Below are 17726 nucleotides of genomic sequence, written 5' to 3' on the forward strand. Positions count from 1 at the left end.
CCTGGTCACTCCAGGAGGAATCCAGTGAGCAACAAGAAGAAGCGGCTGACGGCGGCGGTCGTCGGGCTCGGCATGGCCGGCACGCTCGCCGCGTGCGGATCGTCCGACGGCGGCCAGGGGGCCGGCGACTCCAAGACCGTCACCCTCGTCAGCCACGACTCGTGGGCCGTGTCCAAGGACGTCATCGCGGCCTTCGAGAAGCAGTCCGGCTACAAGGTGAACGTCCTGAAGGACGGCGACGCCGGGCAGGCCGTGAACAAGGCGATCCTGACCAAGGACAACCCGCAGGGCGACGTCTTCTTCGGCGTCGACAACACCCTGCTGTCCCGCGCCCTCGACAACGGGCTCTTCCAGCCGTACGAGGCGAAGGGCGCCGACCAGGTCAAGGCCGAGTACCGCGTCGACCAGGACCAGCACCGGGTCACGCCCGTCGACACCGGCGACATCTGCGTCAACTACGACAAGAAGTACTTCGCCGAGCACAAGCTGCAGCCGCCGCGGAGCTTCGACGACCTCGTCAAGCCGCAGTACAAGAACCTGCTCGTGACCGAGAACGCCTCCGCCTCCTCGCCCGGCCTCGGCTTCCTGCTCGGCACCGCCGCCGCGTACGGCGACGGGGGCTGGCAGGGCTACTGGAAGAAGCTCAAGGCCAACGGCGTGAAGGTCGTCGACGGCTGGGAGCAGGCCTACAACGAGGAGTTCTCCGGCTCGGCCGGCGGGAAGAAGGCCAAGGGTGACCGGCCGCTCGTCGTGTCGTACGCCTCCTCGCCGCCCGCCGAGGTCGTCTTCGCGGACCCGAAGCCGAGCACGGCGCCGACCGGCGTCGCCGAGGGCACCTGCTTCCGGCAGGTCGAGTACGCCGGGCTGCTCAGCAACGCCGGGAACACCAAGGGCGGCAAGGCGTTCCTCGACTTCCTGCTCAGCAAGAGGTTCCAGGAGGACATGCCGCTCAACATGTTCGTCTACCCGGTGCGCGAGGGCGCCCAGGTGCCGCCGGAGTTCGTGAAGTACGGGCCGCAGACGAAGGATCCCGAGACCATGGACCCGGCGAAGATCGCCGACCACCGTGACCAGTGGGTCAAGTCGTGGACCTCACTCGTACTGAAGTAGCGCGCCGGACGCGCGGGAACGCGGCGCGGCTCGGGCTCCTCGCCGTGCCCGTCGCGTTCTTCGCGGTCTTCTTCGCCTACCCCGTCGCCGCGATCGTCGCGCGCGGTCTGAAGGTCGACGGGGCCTGGCAGCTCGGGCGGATCGGCGAGGTGCTCGCGCAGCCCGACGTCCGGCACGTCCTGTGGTTCACCACCTGGCAGGCGCTCGTCTCGACCGCGCTCACCCTGCTCGTCGCACTCCCCGGCGCCTACGTCTTCGCGCGCCTGGACTTCCCGGGCAAGCAGGTCCTGCGAGCGGTCGTGACCGTGCCGTTCGTGCTGCCCACGGTCGTCGTCGGCACGGCGTTCCTGGCACTGGTCGGACGGGGCGGGCTGCTCGACGAGTTGTGGGGCGTCCGGCTGGACACCACCGTGTGGGCGATCCTCCTCGCGCACGTCTTCTTCAACTACGCGGTCGTCGTGCGGACCGTCGGCGGGCTCTGGGCACAGCTCGACCCGCGGCAGGAGGAGGCCGCGCGGATGCTCGGCACGTCGCCCCTGCGGGCCTGGCGGCGGGTCACGCTCCCGGCGCTGGCGCCCGCCGTGGCCGCCGCCGCGCTCATGGTCTTCCTGTTCACCTTCACCTCCTTCGGTGTCGTCCAGATCCTCGGCGGGCCCACCTTCTCGACCCTGGAGGTGGAGATCTACCGGCAGACGTCGGAGATCTTCGACCTGTCCACGGCGGCCGTCCTGACACTGATCCAGTTCGCCGCGGTGGGTGCGATCCTCGCCGTGCACGCCTGGACCGTACGGCGGCGCGAGACCGCGCTGCGGCTGGTGGACGCCTCCGTGACCGCACGCCGGCCGCGCGGCGCCGGGCAGTGGGCGCTGCTGGGCGGGGTGCTGGCCACCGTCCTCGTGCTGCTCCTGCTGCCGCTCGCCGTGCTGGTGCAGCGGTCCCTGGGCGCGGCCGGCTTCGGCTACTACCGGGCGCTGACCAGGAACGACGGGGGAGTGTTCCTGGTCCCGCCCATCGAGGCGATCGGCAACTCCCTGTCCTACGCCGTCGCCGCCACGCTCATCGCCGTGGTGATCGGCGCGCTCGCCGCTGTCGCGCTGACCCGCCGGGACGCCGGGCGGTTCGTGCGCGGCTTCGACGCGCTGCTGATGCTGCCGCTCGGGGTGTCCGCGGTGACCGTCGGCTTCGGGTTCCTGATCGCCCTCGACGAGCCCCCGCTGGACCTCAGGTCGTCGTGGATCCTGGTGCCGCTCGCGCAGGCGCTGGTCGGGGTGCCGTTCGTCGTGCGGACCATGCTGCCCGTGCTGCGGGCGGTCGACGTGCGGCTGCGGGAGGCGGCCGCGGTGCTGGGGGCCTCGCCCTGGCGGGTGTGGCGGGAGGTGGACCTGCCGATGGTGCGGCGGGCGCTGCTGATCGCGGCCGGGTTCGCCTTCGCCGTCTCGCTCGGGGAGTTCGGGGCGACGGTGTTCATCGCGCGGCCGGACCGGCCGACGCTGCCGGTGGCCGTGGCGCGGCTGCTGGGCCGGCCCGGTGAGCTGAACTACGGCCAAGCGATGGCCCTTTCGACGATCCTTATGGTGGTGTGCGCCGTGGCCCTGCTGGTGCTGGAGAAGCTGCGGACGGACCGGAGCGGGGAGTTCTAGATGCTGCTGAGCCTGGAGGGCGCGACGGTCCGTTTCGGCGGGCGGGCCGTGCTGGACGGCGTCGATCTGGAGGTCGCCGAGCACGAGATCGTGTGCGTGCTCGGGCCCAGCGGCAGTGGCAAGTCGACCCTGCTGCGGGTGGTGGCCGGGTTGCAGCCGCTCGACTCCGGGCGGGTGGTGCTCGACGGGCGCGACCAGGCGGGCATCCCCGCGCACCGGCGTGGCGTCGGCCTGATGTTCCAGGACCACCAGCTGTTCCCGCAGCGGGACGTCGGCGGCAACGTCGCCTTCGGGCTGCGGATGCACGGGGCACAGAAGCGGCAACAGGCCGAGCGCGTACAGCAGTTGCTGGACCTGGTCGGGCTGCCGGGCGCGGACCGCCGGGCCGTCGCGGCGCTGTCCGGCGGGGAGCAGCAGCGGGTGGCACTGGCCCGGGCCCTCGCGCCGAGCCCGAGGCTGCTGATGCTGGACGAGCCGCTGGGCCAGCTCGACCGCTCGCTCAGGGAGCGGCTCGTCGTCGAACTGAAGGAGCTGTTCGGCCGGTTGGGCACGACCGTGCTGGCCGTCACGCACGACCAGGGGGAGGCCTTCGCGCTGGCCGACCGGGTCGTGGTGATGCGGGACGGGCGGATCGCCCAGGCCGGTACGCCGCTCGAGGTGTGGCAGCGGCCCGCCGACGCGTTCGTGGCCCGGTTCCTCGGCTTCGAGAACGTCGTCGAGGCGACGGTCGGGGCGGAGGCCGCGGACACGCCGTGGGGCAAGGTGCCGGTGCCGGAGGGCGCCCCGCAGGGCAGCCGGACCGTCCTGGTACGGCCCGCTGGCGTACGCCTGGTGCCCGCCGACGCGGGCCTGCGCTGCACGGTGACCGCCCGCACCTTCAAGGGCACCCATGTCTCCGTCCACCTCCAGCCGGAGGACGCCCCGCGCCTGGAGGCGGCGTGCGCGCTGCGGGCGGCCCCGGAGGTCGGGGACGAGATCGGGGTGGAGTTCGACGCGGCCGAAATCGTGGTGCTGGGCTGATCGTCCCGCGCCTAGGGTGCGGGGCATGACGTCACTCGCACACGACCGCTACTGCGACGAGATCGCCCACCAGACCGTCCTGTTGAGGTCGGTGGTGACCTCTGGCGCCGATTTGACCGCGACCGTGCCGACCTGCCCGGACTGGTCGCTGGAGCAGTTGGTCCGGCACATGGGCGGTGCCCTGCGCTGGGTGGAGCTCATGGTGCGGACCAGGGCCCGGGAGGAGGTGCCCGAGGAACAGGTACCGGGTGCCGAAGGGCCTGAGGACCGCGGGGACGCCGCCGCGCTGGACGCCTGGCTGGCGGAGGCCGGCGAGCAGGTCGTCGCCGCGCTGCGGGAGGCCGGGCCCGACGCGAAGGTGTGGGGCTGGGCGGGGACGCTCAGCGCCGGTTTCTGGGCCCGCCGTATGACGCACGAGATCACCGTGCACCGCGCGGACGCCGCGCTCGCCGCCGGACTGCCCTTCGAGGTCGCGCCCGACGTGGCCGCCGACGCCGTCGACGAGTGGCTGCAGATCGTGGAGCACGTGCAGCGGACGGCACCGCACGACGCGGCGCGGGAACTGCGCGGCCCGGGCCGCAGCATTCACCTGCACGCCACCGACACCGGGCCCGAGCTGAACGCCGAGTGGCTCGTCGAGCTCACCGAGGAGGGCGTCACCTGGCGCCGGGGCCATGAGAAGGCCACGGTCGCACTGCGCGGGCCGCTCACCTCCGTGCTGCTCGCGTTCTACCGCCGGCTGTCGCTGGACGCCCCCGAGCTGGAAGTGCTGGGGGAGCGGGAGCTGCTGGAGTTCTGGCTGGAGCGGGCCACGTTCGGATGAGACGCATGTGGCCCGCCCCTGCGAGAGGGGCGGGCCACATCACGGAGTGCCGCGGGCGTCAGCTGTCGTTGTTCGCCCCGCGACGGCGCATGCCGAAGAAGACCGCGCCGCCACCGACGACGACCAGGGCCGCCGCGACACCGGCGATGATGCCGGTGTTGGAGTTGGCGCCGGTCTCGGCGAGGTTGGAGTCACCGGCCGGGCCGGGCGCGTTGCCCGCCGGCACGGTGCTCTCGCTCTCCGACGGCTCCGGAGCCGGGGTGTCCGTCTCCTCGGCGGGCTTCGAGGGGGAGGCCGACGGGGTCGGCGTGGCCGGGGGAGTCGAAGCCGGGGGCTCCTCCTCCTTCTTGCACGCCGTGGCCGGGGTGACGAGGTTCGGCTTGATGTCCTCGTCGACGTACGGAGCGGCCTTCACGTGGATGCGGTACTCCGCGCTCGGCTTCCAGTTCTCGGTGAAGGTGATGCTGGTGCCCTCGCGGGAGCCCTTGACCACCTGCTCGCCGACCTTCTTGACGTCGGCGCCGTTGTTCTCCTGGTACACGGTGACCGTCGCCGGAACACCGGCGGGGTCCACGTCGGTGACGGTGATGACGCCCTTGTCGCCATCGCACTTCGCCTCGGCCGAGAACTCGCTGATGTTGCAGGCGAGCGCGGTGCCGGAGGCGCCGAGCGCGAGCGCGGCCGAGGCGGAGACGACACCGAGGATGCGCACGGCGCGTGCGCGGCGGAATACGGACAGAACTGCCACGTTTGTCCTTTACAGGATATGAAGAGCGGGGGGTTGAGGCAGTGTTGACTGTGCATCAGCACCACCACCAGGCTCACAGGTCTATAAGCGCTGCATAAGTAGTGTCAACGCATATGCAGCGTGCAAGCACTTGCTTTGCCTTCTTATTGCCCGCCGAGACGTTTCAACGCCTCCGGCGCCTCCTCGATCCGCTCCACCAGCGCGATCCGCTCCTCCATCGAACGCCCCCTGGCCAGCGACCGGAGCAGCGGCCATGTGGGCAGCTCCTCCGTCCAGTGCGTGCGGTTCACGAGCACCATGGGCGTCGGCTCGCCGCGCGACTCGTAGTAGTTCGGCGTCGCGTTGTCGAAGATCTCCTGCACGGTTCCGGCGGCGCCCGGCAGGAACACCACGCCGGCGGTGGACCGGGCCAGCAGGCCGTCCTCACGGGTGGCGTTGGCGAAGTACTTGGCGATGTGCGAGGCGAACGCGTTCGGCGGCTCGTGCCCGTAGAACCAGGTCGGGATGCCGACGGAGCGGCCGCCCTGCGGCCAGCGGGTGCGGATCTCGAAGGCGGCGGACGCCCACTGGGTGATCGACGGCGTGAAGTGCGGTGCCTTGGCGAGCAGTTCGAGCGACTCGGTCAGCATCTCGTCGTCGAACGGGGCGGCGTGGGCGCCGAGGTTCGCCGCCTCCATCGCGCCGGGGCCGCCGCCGGTCGCCACCGTGAACCCGGCGCGGGCCAGCTCCCGGCCGAGCCGTGCGGCTCCCGCGTACTCCTCGGTGCCGCGGGCCATCGCGTGGCCGCCCATCACACCCACGACCCGGGCGCCGGAGAGGAGTTCGTCGAGCGCGTCCGAGACGGAGTCGTCGTGGACCGCGCGCAGCATGGAGGCGTAGATGTCCCCGTCCGCCTTGGTCCGCTGGAACCAGGCGTAGGCGCGGGCGTCGGGCGTGGCCTCGTAGCCGTCGGCCAGTGATGTGAACAGTTCGTCCGGCGAGTAGACCACGCCGCGGTACGGGTCGAAGGGCAGGTCCGGGACCGGCGGGAAGACCAGGGCGCCGTCCGCGCGTATCTTCGCGGCGGCCTCCTCGCGCATAGCGCAGCCGAGGAAGACCGCGGCCGCGGTGTCCGTGGAGAGCAGCTCGCGCGTACGGTCCGTCAGGTCGACGGCCTGCACGCGGTACCCCGCGAGCGTCCCGCGCGCCGAGACGGTCGCGTCGAACTCCTCGAGGGTCTCTATCTCACGGTCGTCGTGGTGGGCCGCATGGGCGGGCATCGTCTGCACCCGCCCATGCTAGGCACACGGGTTCAGCCCTGGACGGCGGCCGGGTCCATCCACACCACCTCGAAGGTGTGGCCGTCCGGGTCGTCGAAGGCGCGGCCGTACATGAAACCGTGGTCCTGGGTCTCGCCCGTGACGGAGCCGCCCGCCGCGACCGCCTTCTCGACCAGCTCGTCGACCTTCTCCCGGCTCTCTGCGCTCAGCGCGATCAGCACCTCGCTGGTCTTCTTCGAGTCCGCGATCTCCTTCTTCGTGAACTGCAGGTACTTCTCACCGGTGTGCACCATCACCACGATGGTGTCGCTGATCACGACGGAGGCGGTGGTGGCGTCGCTGAACTGCTCGTTGATCGTGTAGCCGAGCTCGGTGAAGAACTTCCTGGACGCGTCGAGGTCGGTGACGCACAGGTTCACGAAGATCATCTGCTGGTACATGTGAGGTCTCTCCCAACGGGTCCGTGTCGTTACGCGGATACAGACCGGGGTCCGGCGCGGAACTCATCGCCGTCCGGGGATTTTTTTCGTACCGGTTCTCAGTGCGCCAGGGGCAGCGCCGCCAGTTCGGCGACCGTCAGCGTGAGCGGGCCGAACAGGGCGAGCAGCACGCTCGCGCGCAGGGCGGCGGCGCCCCGCAGCATCGTCGCGGGGGCGCCGAGCCGCACCAGCGCGGCGGTGGTGTCGGCGCGTGCCTGCCGGGCCTCGACGGCGGCCGTGAGGAGAGTCGCCACGGTGCAGCCGGTCACGAGGACCACGCCGAGGGTGGTGAGCGGACCGAGCGACAGTCCGTCCGGGCCGTGCAGCAGCGCCATGGCGAACGCGGCCGACAGCACCGCGCAGACCACGCCCAGGGGACGGCCGATACGGGTGGCCTCCGCCATGAGGACCCGCCCGGCCAGCAGCCGGAGGGCGCCGGGGCGGGCCGACTGGAGCAGCCGGCCGCACAGATGGGTCAGGCCCGGACCGGCCAGGGCCAGACCCACGGCGGCCAGCGCCCAGCCCATCAGGACGCCGGGCGCCGCGCCGGAGAAGGTGAGGTCGGGGGGTGTGGGGGCGGTGCGGCTCGTGTAGGTCTCCACGGCGAGACCCGCGGTCAGGACGGCGATGCCCCAGGGGAGGCCGGACGGCGCGGCGGTGGGGGAGCCGAGCAGGGCCGCCTCCGGCACGGCGAGGGCGGCGGCGGTGTCCGCGTCGTCGGCGAAGTCGGCGGCGTGCCGGGTCTGCTGCCGAGCGGCGTCGCCGGCCGACTCGACGGCGAACTGCAGGGCGGGGTTCCCGGCCGTGCTCGAGCCGGGCACGGCGTCCGGAGCCTCCGGGTGCGGGCCGGACGGCCGAGCGGGATCGTCGGCCACGCTCACGGCGGTCCCGGTGTCCCGTACGGCCGTGGCCGTCGCCGGGACGGATCCGCCCGTCCGGGCGGACGGAGGCGCACCGTTGCGCCCGTCGGACCCGGCCGGCTCCGCCTGCTCCCCGGCCCCGCTGTCCGTCGGCCGGACGATCTGCCGCCCGAAGCGGCCGTACGTCCCGAACGTCTCGGGCGCGCTCGTACGCCGGTAGGCGCCGAAGCGGCCGTACGTCCGGCCCGCCGGGGCCGGTGCCGGCCCCGCCTCCCTCGGCCGCAGTGTCAGGGCGACCGCGACCGAAGCGCCCAGGGGCACGATCGCGAGCAGGGTCAGGGCCCCGGGCAGTGGCAGCGGCCGATCCGCGGCGAGGAAGTCGGCGGCGGCGCCGTCGAAGGGCATGCCCGTCAGGTCACCGCGCAGATGCAGGAAGAACAGCAGCGCCAGCATCGAGCCCAGCGTGCCGGAGAGAGCCGTCGTCGTCGCCGAGACGGCCATCAGGCGCAGCGGGCCCAGGCCGATCGCCGAGAGGCCGGGACGGGGCTTGGTACCGGGGTCGGTGCGGGCCACCGCGACCGCGAAGTACACCGTGGCGGCCAGCGGAGGGGCGCACCAGGCCAGGCGCAGCAGGCCGGTGCCGGGGGAGCCGGGGCGGCCCATGGCGTAACCCAGGGCGCAGAGCAGCAGGAAGGACGTGCCCGCCGAGGCGGCCGTGACCAGGAGACGGCGCAGCTGGACGGCGGGGTGGGCGTCGCGGGTCAGACGGAGAGCGAGCACGCCGCCCGGCCTTTCGGCTCAGCGGTCTCGGGGACCGGAGGCAGGTGCACCGTCTGTACGCACCGCCCGTCGATCAGGGACAGCGTGCGGTCGGCGAGCGCCGCGGTCTCCGGGTCGTGGGTGGCCAGGACGACCGTGATGCCGTGGGAGCGCGCCGCCGTGGTGAGGGTGCGCAGCGCGTGGGCGCGGTCGGCGCGGTGCAGGGGCGCCGCGGGCTCGTCGGCGAACAGCACCGACGGGGCGGGGGCGAGGGCGCGGGCGATGCACACCCGCTGCCGCTCGGCCTGCACCAGCTGGTGCGGTCGCTTGCGGGCGCTCTCGCCGATGTCCAGCCGCTCCAGCCACTCCAGGGCCGCCTTCTTGGCACGGCGCCGGCTGGTGCCGCGCAGCATCAACGGCAGGGCGGTGTTCTCCCAGGCGTTGAGCTCCGGGACCAGCGTGGGGGCCGGGTCGATCCAGCCGAAGCGGTCGCGGCGCAGCCGCTCCCGGGTGAGGGGGCCCATGGTGTGCACGGGCACGCTGTTGAACCACACCTCGCCGCGCCGGACGGGCAGCAGACCGGACAGGCACCGCAGCAGGGTCGTCTTGCCACTGCCGCGCGCGCCGCTGACGGCGAGGATCTCGGCCTCCCGCACGCCGAGCGAGACACCGCTGAGAGCGGGGGAGCCGTCCTCGTGCTGGAAGTGCAGCGCGCGTGCCCAGAGCACGTCGTTGTCCGGCGGGGCCTCCATGTGCGTACACCTCGGTTCAGATCCGTAGTTCCCGTGCCGTTCCCCCGTGCGGGGGAACGAAGGCAGGGCCGATCAGTCACTTGGCACGCTAGGCAGAAGGCGGCGGGACGCCGGACAGCACGCGGCCCCGGGCCGCCGTTTCTCACTCGAACGGGCGGCACCGGGGCTGGTGTTGATCATCCAGGCAGACGATCGGAGAGGCGACGGCCGGGCGGCGGTCAGAGCTTCGTCCACGCCTCCGACAGGGTGGCGCGCAGGATCTGCTCGATCTCGTCGAACGTCGACTGGTCGGAGATCAGCGGCGGCGCGAGCTGGACGACCGGGTCGCCGCGGTCGTCGGCGCGGCAGTACAGGCCGTTCTCGTACAGCTTCTTGGAGAGGAAGCCGTACAGGATCCGCTCGGTCTCGTCGGCGTCGAAGGACTCCTTGGTGGCCTTGTCCTTGACCAGCTCGATGCCGTAGAAGAAACCGTTGCCGCGGACGTCGCCGACGATCGGCAGGTCGTGCAGCTTCTCCAGGGTGGAGCGGAAGTTGCCCTCGTTGTCCAGGACGTGCTGGTTGAGGTTCTCGCGCTCGAACAGGTCGAGGTTGGCCAGGCCCACGGCCGCGGAGACCGGGTGGCCGCCGAAGGTGTAGCCGTGCAGGAAGGTGTTGTCGCCCTTGTAGAACGGCTCGGCCAGGCGGTCGGAGACGATGCACGCGCCGATCGGGGAGTAGCCCGAGGTCATGCCCTTGGCGCAGGTGATCATGTCCGGGACGTAGTCGAACTTGTCGCAGGCGAAGTACGTGCCCAGACGGCCGAAGGCGCAGATGACCTCGTCCGAGACGAGCAGCACGTCGTACTGGTCGCAGATCTCGCGGACCCGCTGGAAGTAGCCCGGCGGGGGCGGGAAGCAGCCGCCGGCGTTCTGCACCGGCTCCAGGAAGACCGCCGCGACCGTGTCCGGGCCCTCGAAGAGGATCTGCTGCTCGATCTGGTCGGCGGCCCAGCGGCCGAAGGCCTCCGGGTCGTCGCCGAAGATCGGGGCGCGGTAGATGTTGGTGTTCGGCACCTTGTGCGCGCCCGGCACCAGCGGCTCGAACGGGGCCTTCAGGCCCGGCAGGCCGGTGATCGACAGGGCGCCCTGCGGGGTGCCGTGGTAGGCGACCGCCCGGGAGATGACCTTGTGCTTGGTGGGCTTGCCGACGAGCTTGAAGTACTGCTTGGCGAGCTTCCAGGCGGTCTCGACCGCCTCACCGCCGCCGGTGGTGAAGAAGACCTTGTTCAGGTCGCCCGGGGCGTGACCGGCGAGGCGCTCGGCCAGCTCGACGGCCTTGGGGTGGGCGTAGGACCACACCGGGAAGAACGCCAGCTCCTGCGCCTGCTTGAAGGCGGTCTCGGCGAGCTCGACGCGGCCGTGCCCGGCCTGTACGACGAACAGGCCGGCGAGACCGTCCAGGTAGCGCTTGCCCTGGTCGTCGTAGATGTACGTGCCCTCGCCCCGGACGATGGTGGGGACGGGGGACTTCTCGTACGACGACATGCGCGTGAAGTGCATCCACAGGTGGTCGTACGCGGTCTGGGAGAGGTCCTTGCTCACGGCTATCGGGTCCTCACGGTTATCGGGTTCCCCACATGTAGGTCTGCTTCTTGAGCTTCAGGTAGACGAAGCTCTCGGTGGAGCGCACTCCGGGGACGGCCCGGATGCGTTTGTTGATGACGTCCAGGAGGTGGTCGTCGTCCTCGCAGACGATCTCCACCATCAGGTCGAAGGAGCCTGCGGTCATCACCACGTACTCGCACTCGGACATGGCCGACAGCGCGTCCGCGACCGACTCCACGTCGCCCTCGACGTTGACGCCGACCATCGCCTGTCTGCGGAAGCCCACGGTGAGCGGGTCCGTGACGGCGACGATCTGCATCACGCCCTGGTCGAGCAGCTTCTGGACCCGCTGGCGCACGGCCGCCTCGGAGAGGCCGACGGCCTTGCCGATGGCGGCGTACGGCCGGCGGCCGTCCTCCTGGAGCTGTTCGATGATGGCGAGGGAGACGGCGTCCAGTTGGGGACCGCCGTTCCTGGACTCGCGGGAGTCCCTCTGGTCTGCGCTTCGACTGGCCACGGGGTCACTGTGCACGAGGTCTCGACACTTCCGCAAGGTCTGATCGATGAAATCCGTCGTTTGCGTCCCCTGCAACTGCGGATTCCGCATGTATGACGGGGGAGGGGGTGTTGAAAACGTGGTACGGCCGACTAGGGTGGGTGTCTCAAGTACTGGACATCCGAACTGGAGGGCCGGCAGTGAGCACCGAGCTTCGTCGTCTGCGCAACTACATCGGCGGTGAGTTCCGGGACGCCGCCGACGGACGGACCACCGAGGTGGTCAATCCCGCGACGGGTGAGGCGTACGCGACCGCTCCGCTGTCCGGGCAGGCGGACGTGGACGCCGCGATGGCGGCGGCCGCCGAGGCCTTTCCCGGCTGGCGAGACACCACGCCCGCCGAGCGTCAGAAGGCCCTGCTGAAGATCGCGGACGCCTTCGAGGAGCGCGCCGAGGAGCTGATCGCGGCCGAGGTGGAGAACACGGGCAAGCCGATCGGGCTGACCCGCTCCGAGGAGATCCCGCCGATGGTCGACCAGATCCGCTTCTTCGCGGGCGCGGCGCGGATGCTCGAGGGCCGCTCGGCCGGCGAGTACATGGAGGGCCTGACCTCCATCGTGCGCCGTGAGCCGGTCGGGGTCTGCGCGCAGGTCGCCCCGTGGAACTACCCGATGATGATGGCCGTGTGGAAGTTCGCCCCGGCGCTCGCGGCGGGCAACACGGTCGTGCTGAAGCCGTCCGACACCACCCCCGCCTCGACGGTCCTCATCGCCGAGATCATCGGCTCCGTCGTCCCCAAGGGTGTCTTCAACGTCATCTGCGGCGACCGCGAGACCGGCCGCCTGATGGTCGAGCACGACACCCCGGCGATGGCCTCCATCACCGGCTCCGTACGGGCCGGCATGCAGGTCGCCGAGTCCGCCGCCAAGGACGTCAAGCGCGTCCACCTGGAGCTCGGCGGCAAGGCGCCGGTCGTGGTCTTCGAGGACACCGACATCGCCAAGGCCGTCGAGGACATCTCCGTCGCGGGCTACTTCAACGCCGGGCAGGACTGTACGGCCGCCACGCGCGTGCTCGTCCACGAGTCCATCCACGACGAGTTCGTCTCCGCGCTGGCGAAGGCCGCGTCCGAGACGAAGACGGGGCAGCCGGACGACGAGGACGTGCTGTTCGGGCCGCTCAACAACCCCAACCAGCTCGCGCAGGTCGAGGGCTTCATCGACAGCCTGCCCGCGCACGCGCGCGTGGAGACCGGCGGCAAGCGGGTCGGCGACAAGGGCTACTTCTACGCGCCGACCGTCGTCTCGGGCCTGAAGCAGGACGACGAGATCATCCAGAAGGAGGTCTTCGGCCCGGTCATCACCGTGCAGTCCTTCCGCGACGAGGACCAGGCGGTCGAGTGGGCCAACGGCGTCGAGTACGCGCTCGCGTCCTCCGTGTGGACCAAGGACCACGGCCGGGCCATGCGGATGTCCAAGAAGCTCGACTTCGGCTGTGTGTGGATCAACACGCACATCCCGCTGGTCGCCGAGATGCCGCACGGCGGCTTCAAGAAGTCCGGCTACGGCAAGGACCTCTCGGCGTACGGCTTCGACGACTACACGCGGATCAAGCACGTGATGACGTCGCTGGACGCGTAGGCGCTCAGCCAGGCTGCGCGCGGCCCCGGACGGTCTGTTTCCGTCCGGGGCCGCGGTGTTGTTCCGGGGAGTGCGCTCAGCCGCCGTTCGCGCTCGACGGGCCGAAGAACTCGATCTCGGCGATGGACACCTGCTTCTTCGCCGAGGTGCCGTAGGCCGAGTCGATGGTGAAGCGGACGGCGGACACCTCGCCCACGCGGAAGGCACGGCGCTGCGGGCCGGCGCCCTGGTCGAGGGTGAGCTTGCGGGTCGTCGTCCTGCCGTCGGCGCCCGTGACGGTGGCCGTGACGCGGTGCGGGAGCGCTGACTTGCGCAGGTCCTCGGCGCGGGTGGAGATGCCCGGCGTGATGATCAGGTCCAGGAGGCGGGTCGGCTGGTCGAAGCGGGCCTCGATCCACTGGCCCTGGGCGGACTCGGACACGCCCGGGCCCCACCAGGTGTCGTTGAGCTTGTCGAACACCAGGTCCGGCTTGTGGCCGGGGTAGTGGCGGGAGGCGCTGTAGCGGTCCGGGGAGACCGGGGCGCGCTTGGCGAAGTGGTCGCGGGTGGCCTGGACGCCCTTCGGGATGTTGAACGCCAGGACGATCAGCAGGGTGAGGACGATCGCGGCGGCCAGCCAGGACAGGACGCGGTCGAAGGCGCGGCGCAGCCGGGGGCGGTCGCCCGCCCAGGGCGCCTCCTTGCTGCCGAAGGGGCCGAACCGCCGCCACCAGGGGAGCCGGCCCGGGGTGGGCCCGGCACCGGCCATCGGCATCGCGCACCGGGCGCAGAAGTGCCGCTCGGGGCGGTTCCGGGTCGCGCACCAGGGGCACGGGGCGCCGCCGTCGACGCCGTGTTCCTCGCCGGGGGCCCGGACGGCCTGCGGACGCTGCGGGGTGGGCCGGCCCGGGAGGACGGGGGAGACGGCGGGGGGCGGGGTGGGGGCGGGCTCGGGCTCGCTGACCGGGACGATGAGGCGGCGGGCGCGGGTGTGGATGCCCGTGGTGGTGGACGGATCCGGGGTCGGGGTCGGGGTGGCCGCGGGGACGGGCTCGGTGGGGGCGGTGTCGTCCGGGGCCGGGTGGGTTCTGTTGTCGGCTGGTGTTTCCGGGTGGTGCGTGGACTGAGGGGAGGGGGCGGCGGAGTCGGGTTCCGGGCGATGAGCGGCCGGGGCGGTGGCGGCTTGCCCGGGGGTGGTGCCGGCAGCGGGGTCGGCGGGGGTGGCGCGAGGAGCGGCGGCCTGCGTCGCACCGGCCGTGCCCAGGCGGTCCCGGGAGGTGTGGGGGAGGCCCGCACCGCCGTCCGGGCGGGAGGAGATGGGTGTGCCGGAGGAACGGGAGGTACCTCTGGCACCGTCGGTACCGGATGCACCGGCCTGGTCGGAGCCACTGGAGGCACCAGAGGCACTGGACGCTTCGGAGGCACTGCGGGTGCCGGCAGTACCGGCGGCGGCGGAACTCCCGGCCGCGGCGGCAGCCCTGTCCCTCCAGCCGAGTACCGCGCCGCACGCGTCGCAGAACGACTGGCCCGGTTGCGCGCGGGTGCCACAGTCGGCGCAGTTCTGGGGGGTCGTCATGGTTGCGGGGTCCTTTCGGCGGTCGCGGTCACCTGGACCGTGTACGGCATGTGAGCAGGGCGGGCGGCGGACACGAGGGTGTCCAGGCGGTGGTGGTCCGCCGTGGTGGGTGCGGGAAGACGCAGGCGGACATGGAGATGGGGGCGCGGATCGCCGGGGAACGGGCCCAGCGGGCGGGCGTTCCAGCTCGCGGCACCGCTCTCCGTGATCTCCGGTTCCACACCGAAGGCGAGCCGTACCGTCTCGGACAGCCCGCGCCGGGTGCCGCGGATGCGGTGCAGATACGCGGCGGCGCCCACGGCGGCCCGCAGCAGCGGCTCGGGTTCGCCGCCCTCGGTCTCCGCGCCGACCCAGTTCCCCAGCCACTGGGTGAAGTCCAGCGGCGCCAGGGACGGCCGGAAGTAGGTGTCGAGACAGTCCAGGACGCTGAGGATCGGCGCGATCACGTCGTCGAGCCCGCCGACGAACCGCTGGGCCAGGTCGTCGTCGGCGAACACCGCCGGCAGCATCGCCCCGATCGGCGCGGAGGATCCGAGACCGTCGATCGAGCCCCTCATGAGGAACCGTCTCCGATCACCCGGACGCGGTGGTCGAAGGAGAAGACCAGCGACGGCGCCGACAGGTCGATACGGTCCGTCGGTTCGCCGCGTTTGCCGGTGAGGGGGTCGGCGGGGTGCAGCACCACCTCGTCGACCAGCTCGACACCCGGCACACGCTGCAGCACCGCGAACACCTCCCCGGCCTGGACGGGCCGCCCGAACGGCCAGCCCGTGCCGTTCGCGCCACCGGTCAGCGGGTCGAGATGCCGGTACAGCGCGTCGTGCGCCTGCCTCCGCACCCGGTCGGTGTCGACACCCCGGAAGGCGTGCACGGTGGCCACGACCGTGACGCCCTGGTAGTACGGCGGCCCCACGGCCAACCGGGTGCCGATCAGGCGCCGTTCGTCCAGGTGCCGGGTGATGCGGTCCAGCAGGGCGTCACCGGGCACCAGTTGCTCGAAGCGGAGGCGGCCACCGGGGTCGGGCACGGCCTGCGGCACGACCAGCACCCGCACGGCGTAGGCCCCGTGCTCGCCCTCCTTGCCCTCCAGGCAGGTGATGCGCGCGGTCTCGGGGGCGGCGCGGCGGGCCAGTTCCTCGTAGTCGCGCAGGGTCACCGCCCGCTCCTGGGCGCGCAGGGTGATCGGGGCCCGGACCTTCGCCTCCTCCACCGTCTCCCCGTCCACCCCGCCGCGCGCGGCCTCGCGATTGACGACCTCGGAGACGTACGGGATGGAGGTGCGCAGGATCTGCACCGCGCCGCGCGCCACGTTGCCGGCGCGGCCACCGCCCGTGCGGTAGCGGCGGGCCCGTACGGGGGCGCCCTTGGGGGCGACCGTGCCGTACTGCCGCAGGGAGCCGTCGGGTTCGCGCACGGCCGGGCCGAACGCGATCTCGCCGGTCGTGGCGTCGAGTGTGATGTGCCGGTCCTCAGGCCCCGACGAGGCGAAGTTCGGCACGACCCGCCAGTCCGTCCAGCCGTCGTGCTCGGCGGTCTGCAGCAGCACCGGAGGGTCGTCGCCGACCACGGGCGCGTGCGCCAGCCGCAGCCGCTGGCCCGGCAGCCCGGTGGACTCGCCGAGCGCCTCGTCGTACACCGTCTCGGCGTGCACGGTGGCGGTGGTGCCGCCGATCGTGAACGCCTCCACGGCCCGCACGGTGGGCGAGGTGGTGTAGAACGGCTGGTCGGGCAGGGGGTCGGTGACCCGGCAGCGCAGCCAGCCCGCCTCCTGGCCGGCGTTGCGGGACAGCACGTGCCCGCCGGGGACGTGCAGCACGACCTCGCCGGGACGGTTGAGCCCGCCGGTGCCGTCCCGGTCGACCTCGCAGGGCTGCCAGCCGTCCGCGGTCCACGCCTCCCAGACCAGCGGCGGCTGCCGCGGATCCACGCCGACGCCGTCGACCCGGCTGTCCAGGTCCAGGGCGAGCGCGCAGTGCGGCACCGCCGCGGTCAGACCGAGCAGCATGCAGTCACCCGGGCGGGGCGACTCGGCGAAGCACAGCAGGTCCTTGTCCCCCGCGGCGAGATCGTGCGTCCGGTCGACGACCGGCTCCCCCTGGTGCTGCACCAGCAGATGACGCAACGCGCTGGGCACCACCATCAGTTCGCGCTCCGTCGCGAAGACGACCGCCTCCTCGCTCTCGGTGCGCAGCGTCGCGACCTCCGTGCCGACCGGCACCCGCACCGGCTCCTCCTGCGGTGCCGACAGCCAGAACGTCACGTCCGTGCGGGCCGCGGACGGCGGGAACAGGGTGATCCCGACGAGGTCCAGGAACGCCAGATGGTTCTTCTCCGGCACCCGGTTGAGCCGGTAGACGATCTGGTCGGCCATGTGGGCGACCGTCTCGACGAGGGTGACGCCCGGGTCGGAGACGTTGTGGTCGGTCCACTCCGGGGCGCGCTGCTGGATGTAGCGCTTGGCGTCGTCGACGAACTGCTGGAAACGGCGGTCGTCGAGGTTGGGTGAGGGCAGGGCCATCAGCGGTCGCTTTCGGGGGCGGCGCCCGCGCCGGGGGCGTCGGGCTCCTCGTGGGACGGAATGACGTAGAAGGGGAAGACCAGGCTGCGGGGGTTGTTGGTGCCGCGGATCGAGTAGCGGACGTCGATGTAGAGCACGCTCTGGTCGGTGCCGGCGCTGACCTCGACCTCGTCGACCTCGATGCGCGGCTCCCAGCGGTCCAGACTGACGTACACCTCGTGCTGGATCCGGCCCGCGGTCTGCTCGTTGACCGGCGCGAACACCAGGTCGTGGATGGCGCAGCCGAAGTCCGGACGCATCGGCCGCTCGCCCGGCGCGGTCGACAGGACCAGCCGGATCGCCTCCTCGATCTCCCGTTCCCCGCTGACCAGCGCGATCCCGCCGGTCGGCCCGATACGCAGTGGGAACGACCAGCCGGAGCCGACGAACTGCTCGGCCATCAGTGGGCCACCTGCCTTCTCCTCATCCTGACGATCTTGAAGAG

General features: G+C 72.0%; 16 protein-coding genes. 5 read left to right on the forward strand and 11 right to left on the reverse strand.

The features are described 5' to 3' along the window. Positions 1-24: 24 nt before the first annotated feature. From ABZ016_RS24125 to ABZ016_RS24140, 4 genes are read left to right on the forward strand one after another with little or no spacing between them, the layout of a single operon-like run. On the forward strand, positions 25-1110 hold the full coding sequence (locus ABZ016_RS24125) for a thiamine ABC transporter substrate-binding protein (RefSeq protein ID WP_356918726.1): 1086 nt from the start codon (positions 25-27) through the stop codon (positions 1108-1110). Next, positions 1086-2750, forward strand: coding sequence for an iron ABC transporter permease (locus ABZ016_RS24130; protein WP_356918727.1), 1665 nt, complete (start codon positions 1086-1088; stop codon positions 2748-2750). The genes ABZ016_RS24125 and ABZ016_RS24130 overlap by 25 nt, the downstream gene beginning before the upstream one ends. After that, positions 2751-3770, forward strand: coding sequence for an ABC transporter ATP-binding protein (locus tag ABZ016_RS24135; protein ID WP_356918728.1), 1020 nt, complete (start codon positions 2751-2753; stop codon positions 3768-3770). Positions 3771-3795: 25 nt separating this feature from the next. Then, a complete protein-coding gene (locus ABZ016_RS24140; protein WP_356918729.1) occupies positions 3796-4593 on the forward strand; it encodes a maleylpyruvate isomerase family mycothiol-dependent enzyme in 798 nt (265 codons plus the stop codon). A gap of 58 nt (positions 4594-4651) precedes the next feature. Here ABZ016_RS24140 and ABZ016_RS24145 read toward each other — a convergent pair whose 3' ends face one another. From ABZ016_RS24145 to ABZ016_RS24175, 7 genes are all read right to left on the reverse strand, one after another. Further along, complete coding sequence (locus ABZ016_RS24145) at positions 4652-5341, reverse strand: LAETG motif-containing sortase-dependent surface protein (protein WP_356918730.1); 690 nt, start codon at positions 5339-5341, stop codon at positions 4652-4654. Between the two features lie 143 nt (positions 5342-5484). Then, positions 5485-6609 (reverse strand): LOG family protein, encoded by a 1125-nt coding sequence (locus ABZ016_RS24150; RefSeq protein ID WP_356918731.1) that lies wholly within the window; start codon positions 6607-6609, stop codon positions 5485-5487. A gap of 23 nt (positions 6610-6632) precedes the next feature. Next, the gene (locus ABZ016_RS24155; protein WP_356918732.1) at positions 6633-7040 is read right to left on the reverse strand and encodes a VOC family protein; all 408 of its coding nucleotides are present in this window, start codon (positions 7038-7040) and stop codon (positions 6633-6635) included. 98 nt (positions 7041-7138) lie between these two features. Beyond that, positions 7139-8719 carry a hypothetical protein gene (locus tag ABZ016_RS24160; protein WP_356918733.1) on the reverse strand — a complete coding sequence of 527 codons (1581 nt, stop codon included), beginning with the start codon at positions 8717-8719 and terminating at the stop codon, positions 7139-7141. Continuing rightward, on the reverse strand, positions 8701-9450 hold the full coding sequence (locus tag ABZ016_RS24165; protein ID WP_356918734.1) for an ATP-binding cassette domain-containing protein: 750 nt from the start codon (positions 9448-9450) through the stop codon (positions 8701-8703). Before ABZ016_RS24165 ends, ABZ016_RS24160 begins: the two co-directional genes overlap by 19 nt. A 218-nt stretch (positions 9451-9668) precedes the next feature. Continuing rightward, the gene (locus ABZ016_RS24170; protein WP_356918735.1) at positions 9669-11030 is read right to left on the reverse strand and encodes an aspartate aminotransferase family protein; all 1362 of its coding nucleotides are present in this window, start codon (positions 11028-11030) and stop codon (positions 9669-9671) included. A gap of 19 nt (positions 11031-11049) precedes the next feature. Beyond that, positions 11050-11565, reverse strand: coding sequence for an Lrp/AsnC family transcriptional regulator (locus tag ABZ016_RS24175; protein WP_356918736.1), 516 nt, complete (start codon positions 11563-11565; stop codon positions 11050-11052). A gap of 164 nt (positions 11566-11729) precedes the next feature. Here ABZ016_RS24175 and ABZ016_RS24180 point away from each other — a divergent pair, with 164 nt between their 5' ends. Continuing rightward, on the forward strand, positions 11730-13169 hold the full coding sequence (locus ABZ016_RS24180) for a gamma-aminobutyraldehyde dehydrogenase (RefSeq protein WP_356918737.1): 1440 nt from the start codon (positions 11730-11732) through the stop codon (positions 13167-13169). Between the two features lie 76 nt (positions 13170-13245). On the opposite strand, the gene ABZ016_RS24185 is transcribed toward ABZ016_RS24180, so the two are convergent. The 4 genes from ABZ016_RS24185 to ABZ016_RS24200 are packed head-to-tail and all read right to left on the reverse strand — an operon-like array spanning position 13246 to position 17682. Next, a complete protein-coding gene (locus ABZ016_RS24185; protein ID WP_356918738.1) occupies positions 13246-14724 on the reverse strand; it encodes a zinc ribbon domain-containing protein in 1479 nt (492 codons plus the stop codon). Then, positions 14721-15281, reverse strand: a complete 561-nt coding sequence (locus tag ABZ016_RS24190; protein WP_356918739.1) for a phage tail protein — start codon at positions 15279-15281, stop codon at positions 14721-14723. The genes ABZ016_RS24185 and ABZ016_RS24190 overlap by 4 nt, the downstream gene beginning before the upstream one ends. Continuing rightward, positions 15278-17242: a putative baseplate assembly protein gene (locus ABZ016_RS24195; RefSeq protein ID WP_356918740.1), complete on the reverse strand. Its 1965-nt coding sequence runs from the start codon at positions 17240-17242 to the stop codon at positions 15278-15280. Before ABZ016_RS24195 ends, ABZ016_RS24190 begins: the two co-directional genes overlap by 4 nt. Next, complete coding sequence (locus tag ABZ016_RS24200; protein ID WP_356918741.1) at positions 17242-17682, reverse strand: GPW/gp25 family protein; 441 nt, start codon at positions 17680-17682, stop codon at positions 17242-17244. Before ABZ016_RS24200 ends, ABZ016_RS24195 begins: the two co-directional genes overlap by 1 nt. Positions 17683-17726: the final 44 nt, after the last annotated feature.

The sequence above is a fragment of the Streptomyces sp. NPDC006372 genome (assembly GCF_040612515.1).
In the GTDB taxonomy this organism is placed as follows: domain Bacteria; phylum Actinomycetota; class Actinomycetes; order Streptomycetales; family Streptomycetaceae; genus Streptomyces.

Excerpts from the sequence above, each read along its gene's own strand:
- ABZ016_RS24195 (WP_356918740.1), bottom strand. The coding sequence starts at position 17,242 with ATGGCCCTGCCCTCACCCAACCTCGACGACCGCCGTTTCCAGCAGTTC.
- ABZ016_RS24135 (WP_356918728.1), top strand. The coding sequence starts at position 2,751 with ATGCTGCTGAGCCTGGAGGGCGCGACGGTCCGTTTCGGCGGGCGGGCC.
- ABZ016_RS24190 (WP_356918739.1), bottom strand. The coding sequence starts at position 15,281 with ATGAGGGGCTCGATCGACGGTCTCGGATCCTCCGCGCCGATCGGGGCG.
- ABZ016_RS24185 (WP_356918738.1), bottom strand. The coding sequence starts at position 14,724 with ATGACGACCCCCCAGAACTGCGCCGACTGTGGCACCCGCGCGCAACCG.
- ABZ016_RS24165 (WP_356918734.1), bottom strand. The coding sequence starts at position 9,450 with ATGGAGGCCCCGCCGGACAACGACGTGCTCTGGGCACGCGCGCTGCAC.
- ABZ016_RS24155 (WP_356918732.1), bottom strand. The coding sequence starts at position 7,040 with ATGTACCAGCAGATGATCTTCGTGAACCTGTGCGTCACCGACCTCGAC.
- ABZ016_RS24200 (WP_356918741.1), bottom strand. The coding sequence starts at position 17,682 with ATGGCCGAGCAGTTCGTCGGCTCCGGCTGGTCGTTCCCACTGCGTATC.
- ABZ016_RS24140 (WP_356918729.1), top strand. The coding sequence starts at position 3,796 with ATGACGTCACTCGCACACGACCGCTACTGCGACGAGATCGCCCACCAG.